The organism is Nocardioides sp. (assembly GCF_041600255.1).
Lineage (GTDB): Bacteria > Actinomycetota > Actinomycetes > Propionibacteriales > Nocardioidaceae > Nocardioides.
This window is the reverse complement of sequence record NZ_JBFIKK010000060.1, coordinates 1-19,091: the sequence shown is the minus strand read 5'-3', so window position 1 is coordinate 19,091 and position 19,091 is coordinate 1. Positions and strand designations below refer to the sequence as shown.

Annotated in this window: 19 protein-coding genes; 14 read left to right on the top strand and 5 right to left on the bottom strand. The window is 71.9% G+C overall.

The features are described 5' to 3' along the window. The 4 genes from ABZE72_RS09010 to ilvA form a co-directional block, all read left to right on the top strand. A partial coding sequence (locus ABZE72_RS09010; RefSeq protein ID WP_372728687.1) for a PLP-dependent transferase occupies positions 1 to 166 on the top strand: 166 nt, incomplete at its 5' end. Next, on the top strand, positions 153 to 1,568 hold the full coding sequence (locus ABZE72_RS09005) for a glutamate mutase L (RefSeq protein WP_372728685.1): 1,416 nt from the start codon (positions 153 to 155) through the stop codon (positions 1,566 to 1,568). The genes ABZE72_RS09010 and ABZE72_RS09005, both read left to right, overlap by 14 nt. After that, on the top strand, positions 1,565 to 2,914 hold the full coding sequence (locus tag ABZE72_RS09000; RefSeq protein ID WP_372728684.1) for an AI-2E family transporter: 1,350 nt from the start codon (positions 1,565 to 1,567) through the stop codon (positions 2,912 to 2,914). Before ABZE72_RS09005 ends, ABZE72_RS09000 begins: the two co-directional genes overlap by 4 nt. Next, entirely contained in the window at positions 2,907 to 4,124 is a 1,218-nt protein-coding gene (gene ilvA, locus ABZE72_RS08995) for a threonine ammonia-lyase (RefSeq protein ID WP_372728683.1), read from the top strand. Before ABZE72_RS09000 ends, ilvA begins: the two co-directional genes overlap by 8 nt. Before the next feature lie 24 nt (positions 4,125 to 4,148). Here the strand turns inward: ilvA and greA are convergent, their stop codons facing one another. Both greA and ABZE72_RS08985 read right to left on the bottom strand, forming a co-directional pair. Then, complete coding sequence (gene greA, locus ABZE72_RS08990; protein ID WP_372728682.1) at positions 4,149 to 4,646, bottom strand: transcription elongation factor GreA; 498 nt, start codon at positions 4,644 to 4,646, stop codon at positions 4,149 to 4,151. A gap of 205 nt (positions 4,647 to 4,851) precedes the next feature. Further along, positions 4,852 to 5,259 carry a DUF4307 domain-containing protein gene (locus ABZE72_RS08985; protein ID WP_372728681.1) on the bottom strand — a complete coding sequence of 136 codons (408 nt, stop codon included), beginning with the start codon at positions 5,257 to 5,259 and terminating at the stop codon, positions 4,852 to 4,854. Between the two features lie 30 nt (positions 5,260 to 5,289). Here ABZE72_RS08985 and mca point away from each other — a divergent pair, with 30 nt between their 5' ends. The 4 genes from mca to ABZE72_RS08965 all read left to right on the top strand — a co-directional run bounded on the left by mca (position 5,290) and on the right by ABZE72_RS08965 (position 8,629). After that, complete coding sequence (gene mca / locus ABZE72_RS08980) at positions 5,290 to 6,186, top strand: mycothiol conjugate amidase Mca (RefSeq protein WP_372728680.1); 897 nt, start codon at positions 5,290 to 5,292, stop codon at positions 6,184 to 6,186. 12 nt (positions 6,187 to 6,198) lie between these two features. Continuing rightward, positions 6,199 to 6,453: a hypothetical protein gene (locus tag ABZE72_RS08975; protein WP_372728679.1), complete on the top strand. Its 255-nt coding sequence runs from the start codon at positions 6,199 to 6,201 to the stop codon at positions 6,451 to 6,453. A 126-nt stretch (positions 6,454 to 6,579) separates the two neighbouring features. Further along, positions 6,580 to 7,479 carry an endonuclease/exonuclease/phosphatase family protein gene (locus tag ABZE72_RS08970; RefSeq protein WP_372728678.1) on the top strand — a complete coding sequence of 300 codons (900 nt, stop codon included), beginning with the start codon at positions 6,580 to 6,582 and terminating at the stop codon, positions 7,477 to 7,479. Between the two features lie 97 nt (positions 7,480 to 7,576). Further along, positions 7,577 to 8,629: an endonuclease/exonuclease/phosphatase family protein gene (locus ABZE72_RS08965; protein WP_372728677.1), complete on the top strand. Its 1,053-nt coding sequence runs from the start codon at positions 7,577 to 7,579 to the stop codon at positions 8,627 to 8,629. A 21-nt stretch (positions 8,630 to 8,650) separates the two neighbouring features. Here ABZE72_RS08965 and ABZE72_RS08960 read toward each other — a convergent pair whose 3' ends face one another. Both ABZE72_RS08960 and ABZE72_RS08955 read right to left on the bottom strand, forming a co-directional pair. Next, the gene (locus ABZE72_RS08960; protein WP_372728676.1) at positions 8,651 to 9,268 is read right to left on the bottom strand and encodes a cyclopropane-fatty-acyl-phospholipid synthase family protein; all 618 of its coding nucleotides are present in this window, start codon (positions 9,266 to 9,268) and stop codon (positions 8,651 to 8,653) included. A 177-nt stretch (positions 9,269 to 9,445) separates the two neighbouring features. Next, the gene (locus tag ABZE72_RS08955; protein ID WP_372728675.1) at positions 9,446 to 10,528 is read right to left on the bottom strand and encodes a GTP-binding protein; all 1,083 of its coding nucleotides are present in this window, start codon (positions 10,526 to 10,528) and stop codon (positions 9,446 to 9,448) included. Between the two features lie 108 nt (positions 10,529 to 10,636). Between ABZE72_RS08955 and ABZE72_RS08950 the strand changes: the two genes are divergently transcribed. Genes ABZE72_RS08950 through ABZE72_RS08940 form a run of 3 tightly spaced genes read left to right on the top strand, consistent with a single transcriptional unit; the run spans position 10,637 to position 14,890 of the window. Next, positions 10,637 to 11,758 (top strand): ArsO family NAD(P)H-dependent flavin-containing monooxygenase, encoded by a 1,122-nt coding sequence (locus tag ABZE72_RS08950; RefSeq protein WP_372728674.1) that lies wholly within the window; start codon positions 10,637 to 10,639, stop codon positions 11,756 to 11,758. A 34-nt stretch (positions 11,759 to 11,792) separates the two neighbouring features. Then, complete coding sequence (locus ABZE72_RS08945) at positions 11,793 to 13,373, top strand: GMC family oxidoreductase (RefSeq protein ID WP_372728673.1); 1,581 nt, start codon at positions 11,793 to 11,795, stop codon at positions 13,371 to 13,373. Next, positions 13,370 to 14,890 carry an aldehyde dehydrogenase family protein gene (locus ABZE72_RS08940; RefSeq protein ID WP_372728672.1) on the top strand — a complete coding sequence of 507 codons (1,521 nt, stop codon included), beginning with the start codon at positions 13,370 to 13,372 and terminating at the stop codon, positions 14,888 to 14,890. Before ABZE72_RS08945 ends, ABZE72_RS08940 begins: the two co-directional genes overlap by 4 nt. Positions 14,891 to 14,902: 12 nt before the next feature. Here ABZE72_RS08940 and ABZE72_RS08935 read toward each other — a convergent pair whose 3' ends face one another. After that, positions 14,903 to 15,625 (bottom strand): hemolysin III family protein, encoded by a 723-nt coding sequence (locus tag ABZE72_RS08935; RefSeq protein ID WP_372728671.1) that lies wholly within the window; start codon positions 15,623 to 15,625, stop codon positions 14,903 to 14,905. Positions 15,626 to 15,719: 94 nt separating this feature from the next. Here ABZE72_RS08935 and ABZE72_RS08930 point away from each other — a divergent pair, with 94 nt between their 5' ends. From ABZE72_RS08930 to ABZE72_RS08920, 3 genes are all read left to right on the top strand, one after another. Beyond that, positions 15,720 to 16,496 carry an isoprenyl transferase gene (locus ABZE72_RS08930; protein WP_372728670.1) on the top strand — a complete coding sequence of 259 codons (777 nt, stop codon included), beginning with the start codon at positions 15,720 to 15,722 and terminating at the stop codon, positions 16,494 to 16,496. Positions 16,497 to 16,761: 265 nt separating this feature from the next. Then, positions 16,762 to 18,135, top strand: coding sequence for a PhoH family protein (locus ABZE72_RS08925; protein WP_372728686.1), 1,374 nt, complete (start codon positions 16,762 to 16,764; stop codon positions 18,133 to 18,135). A 233-nt stretch (positions 18,136 to 18,368) separates the two neighbouring features. Next, on the top strand, positions 18,369 to 19,034 hold the full coding sequence (locus ABZE72_RS08920; protein WP_372728669.1) for a lytic transglycosylase domain-containing protein: 666 nt from the start codon (positions 18,369 to 18,371) through the stop codon (positions 19,032 to 19,034). The last annotated feature ends 57 nt before the right edge of the window (positions 19,035 to 19,091 follow it).

The following is a 19,091-nucleotide window of genomic DNA, read 5'->3' as shown; positions in this document are numbered from 1 at the left end:
TGAGTCGCTGGGCGGCGTCGAGTCGCTGATCGAGCACCCCGGCCGGATGACCCACGCCAGCGTGGCCGGCACCGACCTCGAGGTCCCCCCGGACCTGATCCGGCTGAGCGTCGGCATCGAGACCGCTGACGACCTGATCGCCGACCTCGACCGTGCCCTCGGCTGAGTCCTCCGCAGGCGTCTGTCTCTGCGTCGACTTCGGCTCCACCTTCACCAAGGCGGTCCTGGTCGACCTGACCGAGGGCCGCATCGTCGCCGCCGGTGAGCACGCGACCACGATCGGCACCGACGTCCTCGACGGGTACGACGCCTGCCTGGCCCAGCTCGCGGACACCGACCCCCGGGCAGCGAGCGCGGAGGTGCTGGCCTGCTCCAGCGCCGGCGGCGGACTGCGGATCGCGGTCGTCGGTGCGGAGGAGCTGGTGACCGCCGAGGCCGGGCGTCGCGTCGCGCTCTCCAGCGGCGGCCGGGTGGTGGGCGTGATCGCCGCCGCCGATCCGGTGGCCTCCCGTACGGGGTTCGCCGCCCTGGTCGACTCCACCCGACCGGACGTCGTCCTGCTCACCGGTGGCACCGACGGCGGCAACGCCGAGGTGCTCCTGGCGGCCGCGCGCGACCTCGTCGCGACCGGCTGGCGCGGCCCGGTGGTGGTGGCCGGCAACGTCGAGGCCCGCGACGAGGTGGCAACGATCCTCGGCACCCTGCCGCACGTGCTGGCCGACAACGTCGTACCCCGGATCGGTGTGCTGGCGCCCGACTCGGCGCGGGCAGCGATCCGCGAGATGTTCCTGGCCCACGTGATCGGGGGCAAGCACCTGAGCGCCCGGGCCGACTTCACCGCGATGGTCCGCGGCGCCACCCCGGACGTGGTGCTGACCGGGGTCGAGCTGTTGGCTCGCGGCCTCGACGACGACCGACCCGGGGTCGGCGACGTCGTGGTCGTCGACATCGGCGGCGCGACCACCGACGTGCACAGCGTGGTCGAGATCGATCCCGACACCGGCCTCACCGAGGGTGGGCTGGCCCGTGAGGTCGTCGCGACCACCCCGGTCACGCGGACGGTCGAAGGGGACCTGGGCATGCGCTGGTCCGCGGTCAGCACCGTCGAGGCGGCCGAACTCGCCGAGCTCGCCGACGCAGCCGCCCGACGCCACGAGGACCCGGCGTTCCTGCCCTCGACTCCCGAGGAGCACGACCAGGACGAGGCGATCGCGGCCGCCGCGATCGGGCTCGCGCTGCGCCGGCACGCCGGGCGCTCCCGGGTCGTGGTCAGCCCCGAGGGGCGGGTCGTCGAGCGAACCGGCAAGGACCTGCGCGAGGTCGACCTGCTGGTGGGCTCCGGAGGCGTGCTGCGCCACGGCCGCCCCGGTGTGGCCGGCCGGGTCCTGGCCGGCAGCACGGGGGAGGACCTGGCCGACGGCTGGCAGCTGCCGCGTCGTCCCGACGTCGTGGTGGACACCGACTACGTGCTCGCGGCGGCCGGTCTGCTGGTCGACCGCCACCCCGACGCGGCGTACCGGCTGGCTCGTCGGTTGGTCGAGGACCCCATGGGTAGCCTGTCGCAGTGAGCAACGACGCTGACGGCCCCATCGGTGAGCACCCCGAGGACCGGATCCCGCACGAGACCGACGACTCCTCGCCGCCGAACCTCGAGTCCCGGCGCCGCCTGCCGATCCCGAGGCTCTTCGAGGACGACGACGGCCTCGCCCAGCGACTGGCCCAGCAGTGGGCACAGCTGCGCGACGAACGCCGTGGCGCCCCGACTCCGATCGCGGCCGGTCCGTCAAACTACGGCCGCGCCCAGGTGCCGTGGGGTGTGGACCTGGCGGCCTCGTGGTCGTGGCGCTTCCTGGTCATCGTGGCCGCCGGCTACGTCGTCGCCCAGGTGGTCGGCTTCCTGTCGGTGATCGTCCTCCCCGTCGTGATCGCGCTGCTGATCGCGGCCCTGGTCAGCCCGGTGGTCGCCGGCCTCGTCCGGATCGGGGTGCCACGCGGGGTCTCCTCGATCCTGGTGGTGGTCACCGGCCTGACCGTGGTCGCTGCGCTGCTCACCTTCGCCGGCCAGCAGGTCGCCAACGGCGCCAACGACCTGGCCGCCCAGGTGGTCGCGGGGCTGGGGCAGATCAAGGACTGGCTCCGGGACGGGCCGCTCAAGGCCAGCGACTCCCAGATCAACACCTACATCGACCGGATGCAGAAGGCGATCACCCCCACCGAGGGCGATTCGATCCTGAGCCGCGTCGGCGAGGTCGGCACGGCCCTGGGGCACGTCCTCGCCGGCTTCTTCATCGTGCTCTTCTCGCTCTACTTCTTCCTCGCTGACGGCGACCGGATCTGGGCCTGGATCGTGCGGCTCTCCCCGCGTGCCGGCCGCCGCCACGTGGACAGCTCCGGGCGGGTCGCCTGGATCTCGTTGACCCAGTTCGTCCGGGCCACGGTGATCGTGGCCCTGGCCGATGCCATCGGCATCATGATCGTGGCCGCGGTGCTCCAGGTGCCGTTCGTCCTCGCCATCGGCGTGCTCGTCTTCCTCGGCGCCTTCGTCCCGATGGTGGGCGCCACCGTCGCCGGCACGGTCGCGATCCTGGTCGCGCTGGTGGACCAGGGGCCGGTCACCGCCCTGCTGATGCTGGCCGGCGTCATCGTCGTGCAGCAGATCGAGGGCCACGTCCTGCAGCCCTTCCTGATGGGCCGGTGGGTCTCGCTGCACCCGCTCGGGATCATCCTCGCGCTGGGCTGCGGTGTCCTGGTGGCCGGCATCGCCGGCGCCCTGGTCGCCGTACCGCTCGCGGCTGCGGTGAACGCGGTCGTGCAGCACCTCGCCTCCTACACCGACCCTGGGGACGATGCACGGGAGGAGCTGGACGAGGACTACGCCGAGCTGGGAGCGGGGGGAGTCGAGGAGAATGACTGACCCGACCGCAACCGTCAGCCTGGCGGACATCCTGGCCGCCCGCGAGGTGCTCGCGGACATGGCGATCGTGACGCCGATGGAGGAGTCCCGCTGGCTCTCCACGATGGTGGGCGCCCCGGTCGGCCTCAAGTGCGAGAACCTCCAGCGCACCGGCTCGTTCAAGGCGCGGGGGGCCTACCTGCGGATCGCCAACCTGAGCGAGGAGGAGCGGGCCCGCGGTGTCGTCGCCGCCTCCGCCGGCAACCATGCGCAGGGGGTGGCGCTGGCCGCCTCCACGTTGGGGATCGCCTCCACGGTGTTCATGCCGGAGGGTGCGCCGATCCCCAAGGAGAAGGCGACCCGGGCGTACGGCGCGGACGTGGTCTTCGAGGGCCGCTACCTCGAGGATGCACTGGTGGCGGCCAAGGCGTTCGCAGCCGAGACCGGGGCGATCCTGATCCACCCCTTCGACCACGAGGACATCATCGCCGGCCAGGGCACGGTCGGCCTCGAGATCCTCGAGCAGCGGCCCGATGTCGAGACGATCCTGGTCCCCACCGGCGGCGGCGGGCTGCTCGCCGGGATCGCGATCGCGGTCAAGGCGCTGCGACCCGACGTGCGGGTCGTGGGCGTGCAGGCGGCGGGGGCGGCGGCGTACCCGGACTCGTTGGCGCAGGGGCACCCGGTGGCGCTGGAGTCGATGAAGACCATGGCCGACGGCATCGCGGTGGGCCTGCCCGGGGAGCTCACCTTCGCCGCGGTCCGCGAGCACGTCGACGAGATCCTGACGGTCTCCGAGGACTCGCTGTCCCGAGCGCTGCTCGCCCTGGTCGAGCGGGCCAAGATGATCGTCGAGCCCGCCGGCGCCGCCGCCGTGGCCGCGATCCTGGACGACCCCGAGGCGTTCGACAGGCCCACGGTCGCGCTGCTCTCCGGCGGGAACATCGACCCCTTGCTGCTGGGCAAGGTGATCCGGCACGGCATGTCCGCCGCCGGGCGCTACCTCAACCTGCGGGTCTGCATCCCGGACCTGCCCGGTGGCCTGGCCCGGCTGCTCACCGACGTCGGTTCGGTGGGTGCGAACGTGCTCGAGGTCGTGCACGAGCGGAACTCACCGTCGCTCCACCTCGACGAGGTCGAGGTGCACCTGCAGCTGGAGACACGAGGCGCGCCGCACACCGAGAAGGTGCGGGCGCGCCTGCGTGAGCGGGGCTACCGGGTCTTCGAGTGATCCGGTGGCCGGTCGGCGAGATGGTCAGCCGGCGTAGGGAACCGCGTCGACGATCTCGACCTTGAGCTCCTTGCCGTTGGGCGCCGTGTAGCTCACGGTGTCGCCCTTGGAGGAGCCGATGATCGCGGAGCCCAGCGGCGACTGCGGCGAGAACACCTCGAGCTCGTCGTCGTCGATCTCGCGGGCGCCGAGGAGGAACGTCGTGGTCTCGTCGTCGCCGACGAAGCGGTAGGTCACCTTCATGCCGGGCTCGACGACGCCGTCGTCGGCCGGGGTCTCGCCGACCTGGGCGCGACGGATGATGTCCTCGAGCTGGCGGATCCGGCCCTCGAGCTTGCCCTGCTCGTCGCGGGCGGCGTGGTAGCCGCCGTTCTCCTTCAGGTCACCCTCGTCGCGGGCGGCGCTGATCCGGGCGATGACCTCCTGGCGCATCGGCCCCTTGAGGTTCGCCAGCTCGGCCTCGAGCTTGTCGAAGGCCTCCTGGGTCAGCCATACGGTGCCCTGCTCGGTCGGCTGCGTCATGCTCGTACTCCTGCCGTTGCGTCGTGGGTAGGACTGGGTGGGGCGTGGCCCACCCATGGTGCTGGTCTGGACTGTCGTCCCGGTCCGGAGGCCCGAGATGCTCGGACTCGTGCTGTGACGGCCCTGCGGGACGATCAGATCGTCGAGGATAACAAGTTCCCCCTGATCCTGCAGGCCAGAACAGGTCAGGCGGTGCCGGGGCCGCTCAGCGGGGGCGTGCCTGGTCGGGGGCCGTGCAGCCCACCAGCTCGACCGAGGTCGCACGCCGTTCGGTCCGCACGGTCTCCTCGATCGGTTGCGGGTCGTCGTAGCCCGGGGTGAACGCCGACTCGCCGACCACGGTGTGGTCCTCGGCGAACGCGCGCAGCACGCAGGTGGCGACGACCTCCTCGTCCTTGAGTCGGACCCGGACCGTCGCGGTCGCGGTGTGCTCGTCGACCACCCGGAAGCCGACCATGTCGGAGCTGACGTCGGGGGTGGAGTGCTCCCACGCCGTCCAGCCCAGCCACCCCAGGAACGCGAGGCCGACGACGGTCGTGAGGACGATCGCCGTACGCCGGCGCCAGGGGGCGGACGACCCGTAGCGGGCGGCCAGCTCCTCCTGTGACGTCACGCGTCCATGGTCCCACCTAGGATTGAGGCCATGTCGCACGCCCCCCTTCCCGGTCCTCGCGCCGGATACCGGTTGATGCACGTGCACGCCCACCCCGACGACGAGTCGAGCAAGGGCGCCGCGTCGACGGCCCGCTACGTCGCCGAGGGCGTCGACGTCCACGTCGCGACCTGCACCGGCGGGGAACGCGGCTCGATCCTCAACCCGAAGATGGACCGTCCCGACATCCTCGAGAACATCACCGAGATCCGGCGCCAGGAGATGGAGCGGGCCCGCGACATCCTCGGCATCCGGCAGGACTGGTTGGGCTTCGTCGACTCCGGCTGGCCCGACGGCGACCCCAAGCCGCCGCTGCCCGAGGGGTGCTTCGCCCTGGTCCCGCTCGAGGAGGCGGCCGCCCCCCTCGTGCGGCTGATCCGCGAGTTCCGTCCGCACGTGCTGACGACGTACGACGAGCGCGGTGGGTACCCGCACCCCGACCACATCAAGTGCCACGAGGTGGCGGTCGAGGCGTTCCACGCGGCCGGCGACCCGGAGCGCTACCCCGATCTCGGCGAGCCCTGGCAGCCGCTGAAGCTCTACTACCACCACTCGTTCAACCGGCCCCGGATGGTGGCCCTGCACGAGGCGATGCTCGCCCACGACCTCGAGTCGCCGTGGGCCGAGCGGCTCAAGGAGTGGAAGCCCGAGCCCGAGTGGGACGCCCGGATCACCACCCGGGTGCCGTGCGGCGAGTACTTCGGCGTCCGCGACCAGGCCCTGCTCGCCCACGCCACCCAGATCGACCCCGACGGCTTCTGGTTCGCGATCCCGCGCGAGATCCAGGAGAAGGTCTGGCCGACCGAGGACTTCGAGCTCGTGGTGAGCCACGTCGCCTCGCAGACCCCCGAGGACGACCTCTTCGCCGGGATCGTCGACCCCTCCTGAGAGACTTCCACCATGTCGCTCTCCCTGATCACGCTCTCGGTCACCGAGGTTCTCGTCCGCCTGACGGAGCAGGGCCCCGAGCCCGAGGACGTCAAGGCCGGCTGGACCGCCTTCGCGATGTTCCTGCTGCTCGGTGCGGCCGTGGTGGTGCTGGGGCTCAGCCTGGTCAAGCAGCTCCGTCGGGCCCAGGCGGCCCGTGACGCCGGCGCCTTCGGTGACGAGCCCGTGACGGACGAGGTCGACCCCGAGGACCCCTCCTCGCGCTGAGATCGCGCTTCTTGAGGGGCGGGCAGCCCCCTCGGGCATGACCCGTTCGGGCCATTGCCGTACTCCGATGGTCATGCTGCGGTGGTCCGCTCAAGGTGAGGGTGCGGGGGCGCCGACGCTCACGTCGTGCCTGTCACTCGATCGACTCCCCGTGTCCGTTCCGCCCTGGTGGCGGTGCTCGCCGTCGCTGCGACCTCGCTCACGTCGCTGGCCGGCCCCGCCGCCCCGTCGTACGCCGATGGGCCGCCGCTCGGTGCGGTCCTGGAGCCGTCGGCCGCGGACTCGTTCCGGATCGCCACGTTCAACATCCTGGGCAGCCAGCACACCCGGGGCCCCGGTGGGTGGGGCCCGGGCGTGAAGCGGGCCCGGATGACCGCGAAGCTGATCCGCAGGGAGGGCATCGACGTCGTCGGCATGCAGGAGGTGCAGAGCGACCAGCTGGCCGTGCTGCGTCGCAAGCTGGCCGGCCACACGATCTGGCCCGGCACCGCGCTCGGCGGCGGCGGCCTGCGGTTGCAGATCGCGTTCCGGAACGACCGCTTCGCCCTGCTCCGGACCGGGAAGATCATCACCGCCTTCGACCGTCAGCGCCGGCCGGTGCCGTGGGTGCTGCTGCGCGAGCGCACGACCAAGCGCAAGCTCTACGTGGTCAACCTGCACAACTCCGCGCGCAACCTCGAGCACGAGCGGGACTCGGCCACCCGTCGCGAGATCAAGCTCGTCAAGAAGCTGCGGGCCCGTGGCCCGTCGGTCTTCGCCATCGGCGACACCAACGAGCACACCGAGTGGTTCTGCAAGATGGCCGCCAGGACCGACCTGCGCGCCCCGCACGGTGGCTCGGCCACCCCGAAGAAGTGCACGCCGCCTCCGGGGCGGATGCTCATCGACTGGATCATGGGTGGCGGAGCGTTCGACTTCACCGACTACGGCTGGCTCAGCGGCGGCCTGGTCCGCCGGGCCAGCGACCACAACCTGGTGCACGCCGATGTCCGGATGCGACCCAAGGTGGCCTCGGGACTCCTGTGACGCGAGGGATGTCGATCTCGTCACACGACCCGGGGGTCGTTCCCGGGTCGGCCGACGACGATGGGCGCGTCGCGTCGAGGATCGGTACCCTGCTGCGGTGCGTCACCGCCCCCTCCGCTCCCGCAGCCTGCTGCTCACGGCCACCGTCCTGACGGTGCTGGCCGTGCTGGTGGGAGTGCTGGTGGCTCCGCATCGGGGGGCCGCGCCCGAGCTCACGGCGGTGGAGCAGCCGGTGGTGCTGGCGGTGGAGTCCCAGGTCACGGCCCGCCAGGTCGACGTGTCGCGCAGCATCGGACGCGGGCTGGTCCGGGCCCGCTCGGCCTCGAGCGACACCCTCCCGCCGTACCAGGTGAAGCCGGCAGGCGCACCGATCCGCAAGCTGCCGCCGCCGCCCACCCCGGGAACGCCGTTCACGTTCCAGATCGGCACCCTCAACGTTCTCGGCAGCCAGCACACCCGGGGCAGTCGTCGCTACGGTCCCGGCACCTCGCGGGCCGGCATGCTCGCCGACGCCATTCTCGGTCGCGGCGTCGACGTCGTCGGTCTCCAGGAGGTGCAGGACGACCAGCTCGCCGTGCTGCGCAGCCGGCTCGGCGGCTACACGATCTGGCCCGGCCAGGCGCTGGGCAACAACGGTGTCCGGCTCCAGATCGCCTTCCGCAACGACCTCTTCGAGCTGGTGGACACCGGCTCGATCACCACGGTCTTCGACCGCCAGACGCGGCCGGTGCCCTACGTCCTGCTGCGCAACCGCGCGACCCAGGGCGAGTTCTACGTGATCGACGTGCACAACTCGCCCAGGAACCTGGAGGCCGAGCGCGACGCCGCCACCGGGGCCGAGATCGCCCTGGTCAACCGGCTGCGGGCCACCGGGCGCCCGGTGCTGCTGGTGGGCGACACCAACGAGCACACCGAGTTCTTCTGCCGGGTCGCAGCGGCCACCGGCATGGTCGGCTCCAACGGCGGCAACGCAGCCGGCGGCTGCAGCGTGGGGGCCGGGCCGATCAAGATCGACTGGGTGATGGGGGGCGGCGGCGTCGCCTTCTCCGGGCACTCGGTCGACTACGGCGCCCCGATCCCGGCCGCCACCGACCACGCCTTCGTGCACGCGACCGTGACCGTGACGCCGATGGTCCCCGGCCGGGGCTGATCCCCGGGCGGTGGTGGGGCGTCAGGCGGTGCGGACGACGCGCACCAGGCAGTCGTACGCCGTGCGGTCCGGCTCGCCGTGGTGTCCGCTCTCGACCACGCGGGCGATGCGTTCGGCCCGGATCACGTCGAAGGTCGACCCGCCCAGGTCGGAGAGGACGTCGTCGGCCTCCATCAGCACCATCGGGTCCTGGGGGCCGCCGGTGCCCTCGACCAGGTTGGTCGAGTCGTGCGCGACCAGGAAGAACGTGCCGCCGACCTCGAGGGCGGCGAAGGCGTGCCGGTGCGCGGCCCGTCGCTGGTCCGGGGGCAGCTGCAGGTAGGCCACCACGACCAGGTCGTACGACGAGTCCGCCCGCCACGTGGTGGCGTCGGCCTGCAGCCAGGTGATCGGGTCGCCGAGGCCCTGGGCCTCGGCGACTGCCCGGCCCTTGTCGAGAGCGACCTTCGAGAAGTCCAGTGCGGTGACGTCCCAGCCGCGACCGGCCAGCCAGATGGCGTTGCGACCCTCCCCGGCCGCCAGGTCGAGCGCCCGACCCGGTGGAAGGTCGGCCAGTCCGTCGGCGACGAACTGGTTGGGCGCAGCCGACCACACGAGGTCGGTCGCGGCGTAACGCGTGTCCCAAGATTCAACGTCCATACCGGCGATTGAAGCACGGTCCGAAAGGTCGGGTCACTGCCAGACACGGCGAGCGCACGGCCTTAACCGCCGGATCCGGGGCCCGGCCGTGACTGGTCCTGGACCAGGCGGTGCTACGACGGGTGCCGGCGCTGTCGAACTTCTTCGGCGGGTGAGTGCGGGCTGGGCCCGCGCTCGTCAGGCGATCCGACGCAGCGGGCCCAGCCAGGGCTCGAGGCCGTCCTCGTCGGCCTCCCAGACCACCCCACGGGCGGCGATCTCGGCGTCGCTGAGCAGCAGGCGGTGGAAGGCGGGCTCGAGGGAGGCCGGCGGGGCGCCGGTGCCGGTCAGGACGATCCGGGTCATCGCGGGTCGGCCGCTCAGCCAGGGGCCGGCGTTGCCGACGCTCAGCTGACCGCCCGCACCGGCCCACTCGCTCATCGTGTGCGGCCGGGTGGGCAGCCAGAAGCAGCCACGCGAGCGGTGTCGGCCCTCGCCCAGGTCGGCGATGTTCTCCAGCAGACGCTCGGGGTGGAAGGGCCGTTCGGAGCGCAGGTCCACCGTCCAGGCCGCGTCGCCGCGACGTTGGGGGAGCAGTACCCGTCGGTCGGGGGCGACCCAGGCCAGGGTGCGGGCGTGGACGTGCTGGCGGCCGCTGGTGGCCAGCCCGGGGTCGAGCAGCTCGCCCTCGCACAGGACGTGCGCGTCCGGGCGGGCCAGGGTACGCACGAGGTCCACCCCTGGCTCGTCCGCGGACCCGACCACGGCGACCACGTCGGCGTACTCGACCATGCCGGCGGCGGTCTCGGCCGCTCCCCGGGCGTCACCGGGGCCGCTGTGCAGGTCGCGTTCGCGCAGCAGGTCGTCGCCGAGCAGGTCGTCCTCGAGGCGGGCGCCGTCCAGGGCGGTCACCACCGAGGTGATCCGGAGCTGGCGGGCCAGGCGGGTGTCGTCGGCCACGCCCGCGCAGACGTGGCGTGCCTCGACGCCGACGGGCAGGTGGGCGACGACACTGCGCCACCGACCCTCGCCGGCGACGCGGCCGAGGGTGGCGAGGACGTCGTCCCGCACCGCGCACGACACGCACTGGTCGGTCAGGTCCACCGTCTCCTGCTCGACGGTGCCGCCGGCGTCGCTGACCACCCGGGTGAGCGACTGCGCCACCGGGTCGATCCGGTGACGCACGGAGACGGCCCCGGGCAGGTCCCACAGCAGTCCGACGCTGAAGGTCTCGGTGACGAGGGGGTCGATGCCGGTGACCAGGACGACCGGGTGGCGCATGGTGTCTCCTTCGGAGGAGGGATATTGCGGAAATGATAATCATTCTCATCTATAGGGGCAAGCCCGGGGCGGGGACGGCCCCCTACGCCCGGCCCCTACGCTCGGCCCATGCGCTCCCTGCCGACCCGCGCCCAGGCGGTCGTGGTCGGCGCTGGTCAGGCCGGGCTGGCGACGAGCTTCTACCTGCGTCGGGCCGGGCTGGTCCCCGGCGACGACTTCGTCGTCCTCGATGCCGCCGAGTCGCCCGGTGGTGCCTGGCCGCGGATGTGGGAGCGGCTCCGGCTCTTCTCGCCCTCCACCGCGTCCTCGCTGCCCGGGTGGATGATGCCGCCGTGGGACGACCGCACCCACGGGTATCCGCCCCGCGCGCACGTGGTCGGCTACCTGACCGAGTACGAGAAGCGCTACTCCCTCTCCGTGCTCCGACCGCACCGGGTCCTCGCCGTACGGCGTGCCGACGAGGACCCGGACGGGGACCTCGTCGTCGAGGCGAGCACCTCGCGCATCGCGACGAGGGCGGTGGTCTCGGCCACCGGCACCTGGGAGAGCCCCTTTCGACCGTCGATCGCCGGCTCGGACCTCTTCGCGGGCCTTCAGCTGCACGCGGCGGACTACCGGCGCCCCGAGGACCTGGCCGGCCGGCGGGTCGTGGTCGTCGGGGGCGGCAACTCGGCCGCCCAGATCGTGGCCGAGGTGTCGACCACGGCCACGACCACGTGGGTGACCCGGCGGCCCCCGCGGTTCCTGCCCGACGACGTGGACGGCCGCGACCTCTTCGCTGCCGCGACCGCCCGGCTCCGGGCGCTGGACGAGGGACGCGAGCACGGCGGGGTCGGCGGCCTCGGCGACATCGTGATGGTGCCCGAGGTCCGCGAGGCCCGGGACCGGGGGGTTCTCGACGAGGTGCGGCCGATGTTCAGCCGGATGACCCCGACCGGGGTGGCCTGGCCGGACGGTCGTGAGGAGCTTGCGGACGTGGTGATCTGGTGCACCGGATTCCGGCCCGCCCTGCGTCACCTCGCCCCGCTCGGACTCCGCGGTCCGGACGGTCGGGTGGCGGTGGACGGTCCGTCCGGCACGCAGGCCGTCGAGGAGCCGCGGGTCTTCCTCGTCGGGTACGGCGACTGGACCGGGCCCGCCTCGGCCACCCTGGTCGGCGTCGGGCCCTCGGCCAGGGCCACGGCCGCTGCCGTCGTGGGACGACTCCACGCCGGACCCGCTGGCGGGTAGGTTCGCAGCACCACGTCACACGGGGAGGCTCTGCATGACCCAGGACAGCTTCGACTACGTGATCGTCGGGGCCGGCAGCGCCGGCGCCGTCCTCGCTGCCCGGCTGAGCGAGGACCCCGGGGTCACGGTGCTCCTGCTCGAGGCCGGGGGCGAGGCCGAAGCCGACGAGATCTCGATCCCGGCGGCCTTCCCCTCGATGTTCCGGACCAAGTGGGACTGGAACTACACCACCACCGAGCAGAAGCAGCTCCACGGCCGGCGCGCCTACTGGCCGCGGATGAAGGCGCTCGGCGGGTGCTCCTCGATGAACGCGATGATCTACATCCGTGGTCACCGTGCCGACTACGACGCGTGGCGCGACACCTACGGTGCCGAGGGCTGGGGGTACGACGACGTCCTGCCGTACTTCAAGAAGTCCGAGGGCAACACCCGGCTCGGCGGCGCCTTCCACGGCCGCAGCGGACCGTTGCGCGTCGAGGACCGGAACTACACCCACGAGCTCAGCCACGCCTTCGTGGCCAGCGCCGTCGGCGCCGGCCTGAAGCCGAGCGACGACTTCAACGGCGCCACGCAGGAGGGAGCCGGGCTCTACCAGGTGACCTGCAAGGGCGGTCGACGTTGGTCGACGAACGAGGCCTATCTCAAGCCTGCGCGCGGCCGCGCCAACCTGACCGTCAGCACCGGCGCCCTCGCCACCCGGATCGAGCTCGAGGGCGACCGGGCCCGTGGCGTCAGCTTCCGGCAGGGCGGGAGCGAGCACACCGTGCACGCGCGCCGCGAGGTGCTCCTCAGCGGGGGTGCGATCAACAGCCCCCAGCTCTTGATGCTCTCCGGGATCGGGCCGGGCAACCACCTCGCCGAGGTGGGCATCGGGGTCCGGGTCGACCTTCCCGGGGTCGGCGCCAACCTGCAGGACCACCCGGTCGTGCCGATGCTCTGGCACACCCGCGACACGACCGATCTGGCCCAGCTGAGCACCCTGCGGAACTTCGCCCGCTGGAAGGCCCGCGGCACCGGCCCGCTCTCCTCGAACGTCGGTGAGGCCGGTGCGTTCTTCGCCAGTCGGGAGGGGCTGGCCGCGCCCGACATCCAGATCCACTCGGCGCCGTCGGGCTTCTACGACAACGGGTTCAACGAACCGACCAGCCGGATGTTCACCGCGGCGCCCACCCTGGTCTCGGTGCAGAGTCGCGGCTCGATCCGGCTCCGCTCCGCCGACCCCGGCTGGCACCCGGAGATCGACGCCGCCTACCTCGAGGACCAGACCGACCTCGACGCCCTGCTCGCCGGTGCGCGTCGTACCTGGGAGATCTGCACGCAGGGGCCGGTCAGCAGGTTCCTGGACCGCCCCTGGCGGCTGCCCGAGAACCCCTCCGACGAGGATTTGCTGGAGCACATCCGCACCTGGACGCAGACGCTCTACCACCCGGTGTCGACCTGCGCGATGGGCTCCGGCGAGGACTCGGTCGTGGATGCCGACCTCAAGGTCCGCGGAGTCGAGGGCCTCCGCGTGGTGGACGCCTCGGTGATGCCGGCCGTCCCGCGGGGAAACACCCACGCCCCCACCGTCATGGTGGCCGAGAAGACCGCCGACCAGATCAGGAGCGCTCGATGACCCAGCTGGAGACCGACCCGCAGGCCGACCCGGGCAGCCGGGCGACGTTCGACTCGCTGAACCCGGCGACCGGCGACGTCGTCGGCACCCACCCGATCCACACCGAGGCCGAGATCCGCGCGGCCGTCGAGCGCGCCCGCGAGGAGGCCGTGTGGTGGTCGGCGCTGTCGTACGCCGAGCGCGAGCGGCACCTGAACACCTGGAAGGGGGCGATGACCCGCCGCCTGGCCCAGCTCGCCGGGATCATGCACCTCGAGACCGGCAAGCCGCACGGCGACGCGATGCTCGAGGCCAGCCTCGCCATCGACCACCTCGCCTGGGCGGCGTCGCACGCGCGCAAGGTGCTCGGGCGGCGGCGCGTGCCGTCCGGGATGATCATGGCCAACCAGGTCGCCACCGTGGAGTACGCGCCGCTCGGCGTGATCGGCGTGATCGGACCGTGGAACTACCCGGCCTTCACCCCGATGGGCTCGATCGTCTACGCGCTTGCCGCCGGGAACGCGGTCGTCTTCAAGCCCAGCGAGTACACGCCCGGGGTGGGCGAGTGGCTGGCCAGGACGTTCACCGAGGCCGTGGGCCGACCGGTGCTCCAGGTCGTCACCGGGCTGGGGGAGACCGGCGCAGCCCTGTGTCGCGCGGGCGTGGACAAGGTCGCCTTCACCGGCTCGACGGCGACGGGCAAGCGGGTGATGGCCGCCTGTGCCGAGTCGCTGACCCCGGTGATCATCGAGGCAGGCGGCAAGGACGCGATCATCGTCGACGAGGACGCCGACATCGTGGCGGCCGCCGACGCCGCCCTGTGGGGGGCGTGCAGCAACGCCGGCCAGACCTGCATCGGGGTGGAGCGCGCCTACGTCCACGAGCGGGTCTACGACCGGTTCGTCGAGGTGCTGACCGAGCAGGCGCGCGGGCTGCGCGCCGACGCGGACGCGGGCGCCCAGATCGGCCCGATCACGATGCCCAGCCAGCTGGCGCTGATCCGCAGCCACATCCAGGACGCGCTCGACCAGGGCGGGCGCGCCGTACTCGGAGGGGTGGAGGCGGTGGGGGAGCGCTTCGTGCAGCCGACGATCCTCGTCGACGTTCCCGAGCACTCGCTCGCCGTCCAGGAGGAGACCTTCGGCCCGACGATCACCGTGGCGAAGGTGCGCTCGATGGAGGAGGCGATCACCCGGACCAATGCGACCCGCTACGGCCTGGGCTCGACCGTCTTCTCCCAGGCGCGCGGGATGGAGATCGCCAGCCAGCTGCGGGCCGGGATGACCGCGATCAACGGCGTGATCACCTTCGCCGCCATCCCCAGCCTGCCCTTCGGTGGCGTGGGTGACTCCGGCTTCGGCCGGATCCACGGACCCGACGGACTCAAGGAGTTCACCTACGCCAAGTCGATCGCGCGGCAACGCTTCAAGCCGGCCCTGGCGCTGACCACCTTCACCCGAACCGAGAAGGCCGAGGCCAGGCTCGCGTCGCTGATCGCGATGCTGCACGGACGGGGGAGCACGCTCCCGAAGGGCTGATCCCCGCGGGGCTCAGCGCAGCGCGTACGTCGCCATCGACACGCCCACGTAGTGGGTCACGAAGGCGACGATCGTGAAGCTGTGGAAGACCTCGTGGAAGCCGAACCACTGCGGCCACGGGTTGGGCCGCTTGAAGCCGTAGACGACTCCGCCGAGGGTGTAGAGCGCGCCGCCGACGGCGACCAGGATCAGCACCGCGGCGCCGACGCCGGCACCCAGCTTGGTGGAGGCGCCCTCGACGAAGCCGGGGATGAAGAAGACGGCCGCCCAGCCCATCGCGATGTAGATCGGGGTGTAGAGCCAGCGGGGAGCGTCGGTCCAGAACACGCGGAAGAGGACACCCAGCACGGCGCAGGTCCACACGGTCACGAGCAGCGCCGTGCGCTGCGTGCCCTCGAGCAGGATCAGCGTGAGCGGTGTGTACGAGCCGGCGATCAGCACGAAGATGTTGGCGTGGTCGAAGCGACGCAGGAAGGCCCACGTCCGGGGCGACCACGTGCCGGTGTGGTAGATCGCGGAGACCGTGAAGAGGGTCAGCGCGCTCAGGCTGAAGGCGGTCGATCCGATCCGGGTCATCGTGGTCGGGGAGAGGGCGATGAGCACGATCCCGCCGATCAGGGTGAGGGGGGCAATGCTGAGGTGCATCCACCCGCGGAGCTTCGGTTTCACCTCGGCCACGCTCTCGGCGAGCGTGTCGAGGCCGTGCCGCAGCGCCTCGTTCATCGAGTGGGTCATGCCCCGAACCGTACCCGCCGAACGGGGGCGCTACGCATTCACTGCGGTGAACGTCACGCGCATCACGCGGGCGAGCCGCCGGTAGCATCGGCGTGTGGCGGACTGGAAGAGCGGCATCAGACGGGTGCTCTACCCGGCGTACGAGCGACGCATGCTGCGCCGGATGCCCACCGAGAACCTGCCCAAGCACATCGGCGTGATGCTGGACGGCAACCGGCGGTGGGCGAAGGCCGTCGGAGCCGACACCGCGCACGGCCACCGCGCGGGCGCCGCCAACATCGAGCCCCTGCTCGGCTGGTGCGAGGAGGTCGGCATCGAGCACGTCACCTTGTGGTTGCTCTCGACCGACAACCTGAATCGACCCGCCGCCGAGCTCACCCCTCTGCTCGGGATCATCGAGGAGGCCGTGGCCTCGCTCGCCGACGAGCAGCGCTGGCGGCTGCACCCGGTCGGGGCGCTCGACCTGCTGCCGCAGGCCACGGCCGAGAAGCTCAAGGCCGCTGCCGAGGCGACCCGGGACGTCGACGGGATCCTGGTCAACATCGCCGTCGGGTACGGCGGCCGGCGCGAGATCGCGGACGCCGTACGGTCCCTGCTGCAGGAGCAGGCCAGCAAGGGGATGACCCTCGAGGAGCTGGCCGAGGTGATCGACGTGGAGCACATCGCCGATCACCTCTACACCCGCGGCCAGCCCGACCCCGACCTGGTGATCCGGACGTCGGGCGAGCAGCGCCTGGGCGGCTTCCTGCTCTGGCAGAGCACGCACAGCGAGTTCTACTTCTGCGAGGCCTACTGGCCGGACTTCCGGCGGGTGGACTTCCTGCGCGCGATCCGGGCCTACGCCCAGCGCGAGCGCCGCTTCGGCTCCTGACGTTCGGTCGATCCGGCCCCGAGTCGTCGCCGTCCCTTCACCCCGCGTTCTGGCGTGTCGCCCTGATCCCGGCCTCGGGCGGGCGTAGTTTTTCGATCAGCGGAGAGTGGGGAAGCTCGCCGCACCAGGAGGCCCGCTCGTGAGCATTCACGGCTGTACCGCACCGCAGGTGACCACCTGCGGCGAGGACGGAGGCCGGCACTCCGGCCTGCGGGCACGCTCCGGGTCAACCTTTGTGAACTAGGGCCGGGGCGTGGAGTGCGCGCTGCGACCCGTAAGGGGTGTCACCGTGACGACGCAGCCCACGAAGTCGAAGCCCTCCACGCCGGAGTCCACGCCCGTGCCTGCCCACACCTACGTCCTGGACACGAGCGTGCTGCTCGCCGACCCGGGCGCCCTGCGGCGGTTCGCCGAGCACGAGGTGGTGCTGCCGGTCGTCGTGATCAGCGAGCTGGAGGGGAAGCGGAACCACCCCGAGCTGGGCTTCTTCGCGCGCAGCGCCCTGCGCAGTCTCGACGAGCTCCGCGTGCTGCACGGGCGTCTTGACAACCCGATCCCGATCGGGGAGGAGGGGGGAACGCTGCGGGTCGAGCTGAACCACACCGACCCGACCTCGCTGCCCTCGGGCTTCCGGCTGGGCGACAACGACACCCGGATCCTCGCGGTGGCCCGGAACCTGGCCGACGAGGGTCGCAACGTGACGTTGGTGTCCAAGGACCTGCCGCTGCGGATCAAGGCCTCGGCGGTCGGTCTCGACGCGCAGGAGTACCGCGCGGAGGCGATCAGCGACTCCGACACCGGCTACACCGGGATGGCCGAGCTCGACGTACCGGCCGCCGACCTCGACGAGCTGTACGACGACGGCACTCTCGACCTGGCCGCCGCCCGGGACATGCCCTGCCACCAGGGGCTGGTCCTGCTCTCCGAGCGGGGTACGGCGCTGGGGCGGGTCGGACCGGACAAGCAGGTGCACCTCGTGCGGGGAGATCGGGAGGCGTTCGGCATCCACGGTCGCTCCGCCGAGCAGCGGGTCGCGCTCGAGATGCTGCTGGACCCCGAGGTCGGCATCGTGTCGCTGGGCGGTCGGGCCGGCACCGGCAAGTCGGCGATGGCGCTCTGCGCCGGGCTCGAGGCCGTGATGGAGCGGCGCCAGCACAGCAAGGTGGTCGTCTTCCGGCCGCTCTTCGCGGTGGGCGGGCAGGAGCTCGGCTACCTGCCCGGCTCCGAGGCCGAGAAGATGGGGCCCTGGGCGCAGGCGGTCTTCGACACGCTCGGGGCGATGACGTCCAAGGACGTCATCGAGGAGGTCCTGGACCGCGGGATGCTCGAGGTGCTCCCACTGACCCACATCCGCGGGCGGTCGCTGCACGACTCCTTCGTGATCGTCGACGAGGCCCAGTCGCTGGAGCGCAACGTGCTGCTGACCGTGCTCTCGCGGATCGGGGCGAACTCCAAGGTGGTGCTGACCCACGACGTCGCCCAGCGCGACAACCTGCGAGTCGGCCGGCACGACGGCGTGGTCGCGGTGATCGAGAAGCTCAAGGGACACCCGCTCTTCGCGCACGTCACGCTGACGCGATCGGAGCGCTCGCCGATCGCGGCGCTGGTCACCGAGATGCTGGAGAACGTCACCGTCTGAGCACCGGGCGCCCGCGAACCCTCTGACCTGCTGGGGTCAGTGGGGTTCGCGGGGCTGGTGGCGCTGGTGATGCGCGATTGTGACCAGCATCGCTCGACTTTCTGCTGCGTTGTTTTGCGCGGCCGCGGCGTACTCGGGCAAGGTGGCCGTGATCAATTCGTGACCTGCGTAGGGGTTGTGCGCAGGTCACGGTGTTTGCCCCCGTCGTCTACCCCCGGTAAGCCCTCCACGTCATGAGCCTTGTGCCCACGCGTTCGAAGTACGTCCCGAAGCACCGCGACCTCCCCCCGACCCCTGTTGTGGTCGAGGCTCCGAAGCGCGCGCTGCGCAGCACCCTCGTCTTCTCGTCGCTGGCGGTCGCCGCGACGGGTGCGGTGGTCTCCGGTGGGGTCCTGAGCGCGTCGTCCGAGCCCGGCTCACCGGAGATCAGCCTCAGCGCGGCGGGCATGACCACGCTCTCGGCCGAGCAGCTCGCCGAGCGGGACGAGTCGGGCGTCTCGCGCTCCGAGGACCGGCGTGCCGAGGCCGACCCGGTGAAGGAGGCCGCGCTGGCCCAGACCGACGGCCCCGCGATCACCCGCACCGAGCGCCTCGCCGACGGCGACCCCCGCACGATCGCCCGGGCGCTGCTCGGCGACTTCGGCTTCTCCAGCGACCAGTTCGGCTGCCTGGACAGTCTCTGGACCCGCGAGTCCAACTGGTCCACCACCGCCGACAACCCGACCTCGTCGGCGTACGGCATCCCGCAGGCACTGCCCGGCTCCAAGATGGCCTCGGCCGGCTCCGACTGGGCGACCAACCCGGTCACCCAGATCACCTGGGGTCTCGGCTACATCCAGGACCGGTACGGCAGCCCCTGCAGCGCCTGGGGGCACAGCCAGAGCGTCGGCTGGTACTGACGCTGACCTGCCACTTGTGGTTGCTCCACCCCCGCTGACCTGCCACTTGTGGTTGGA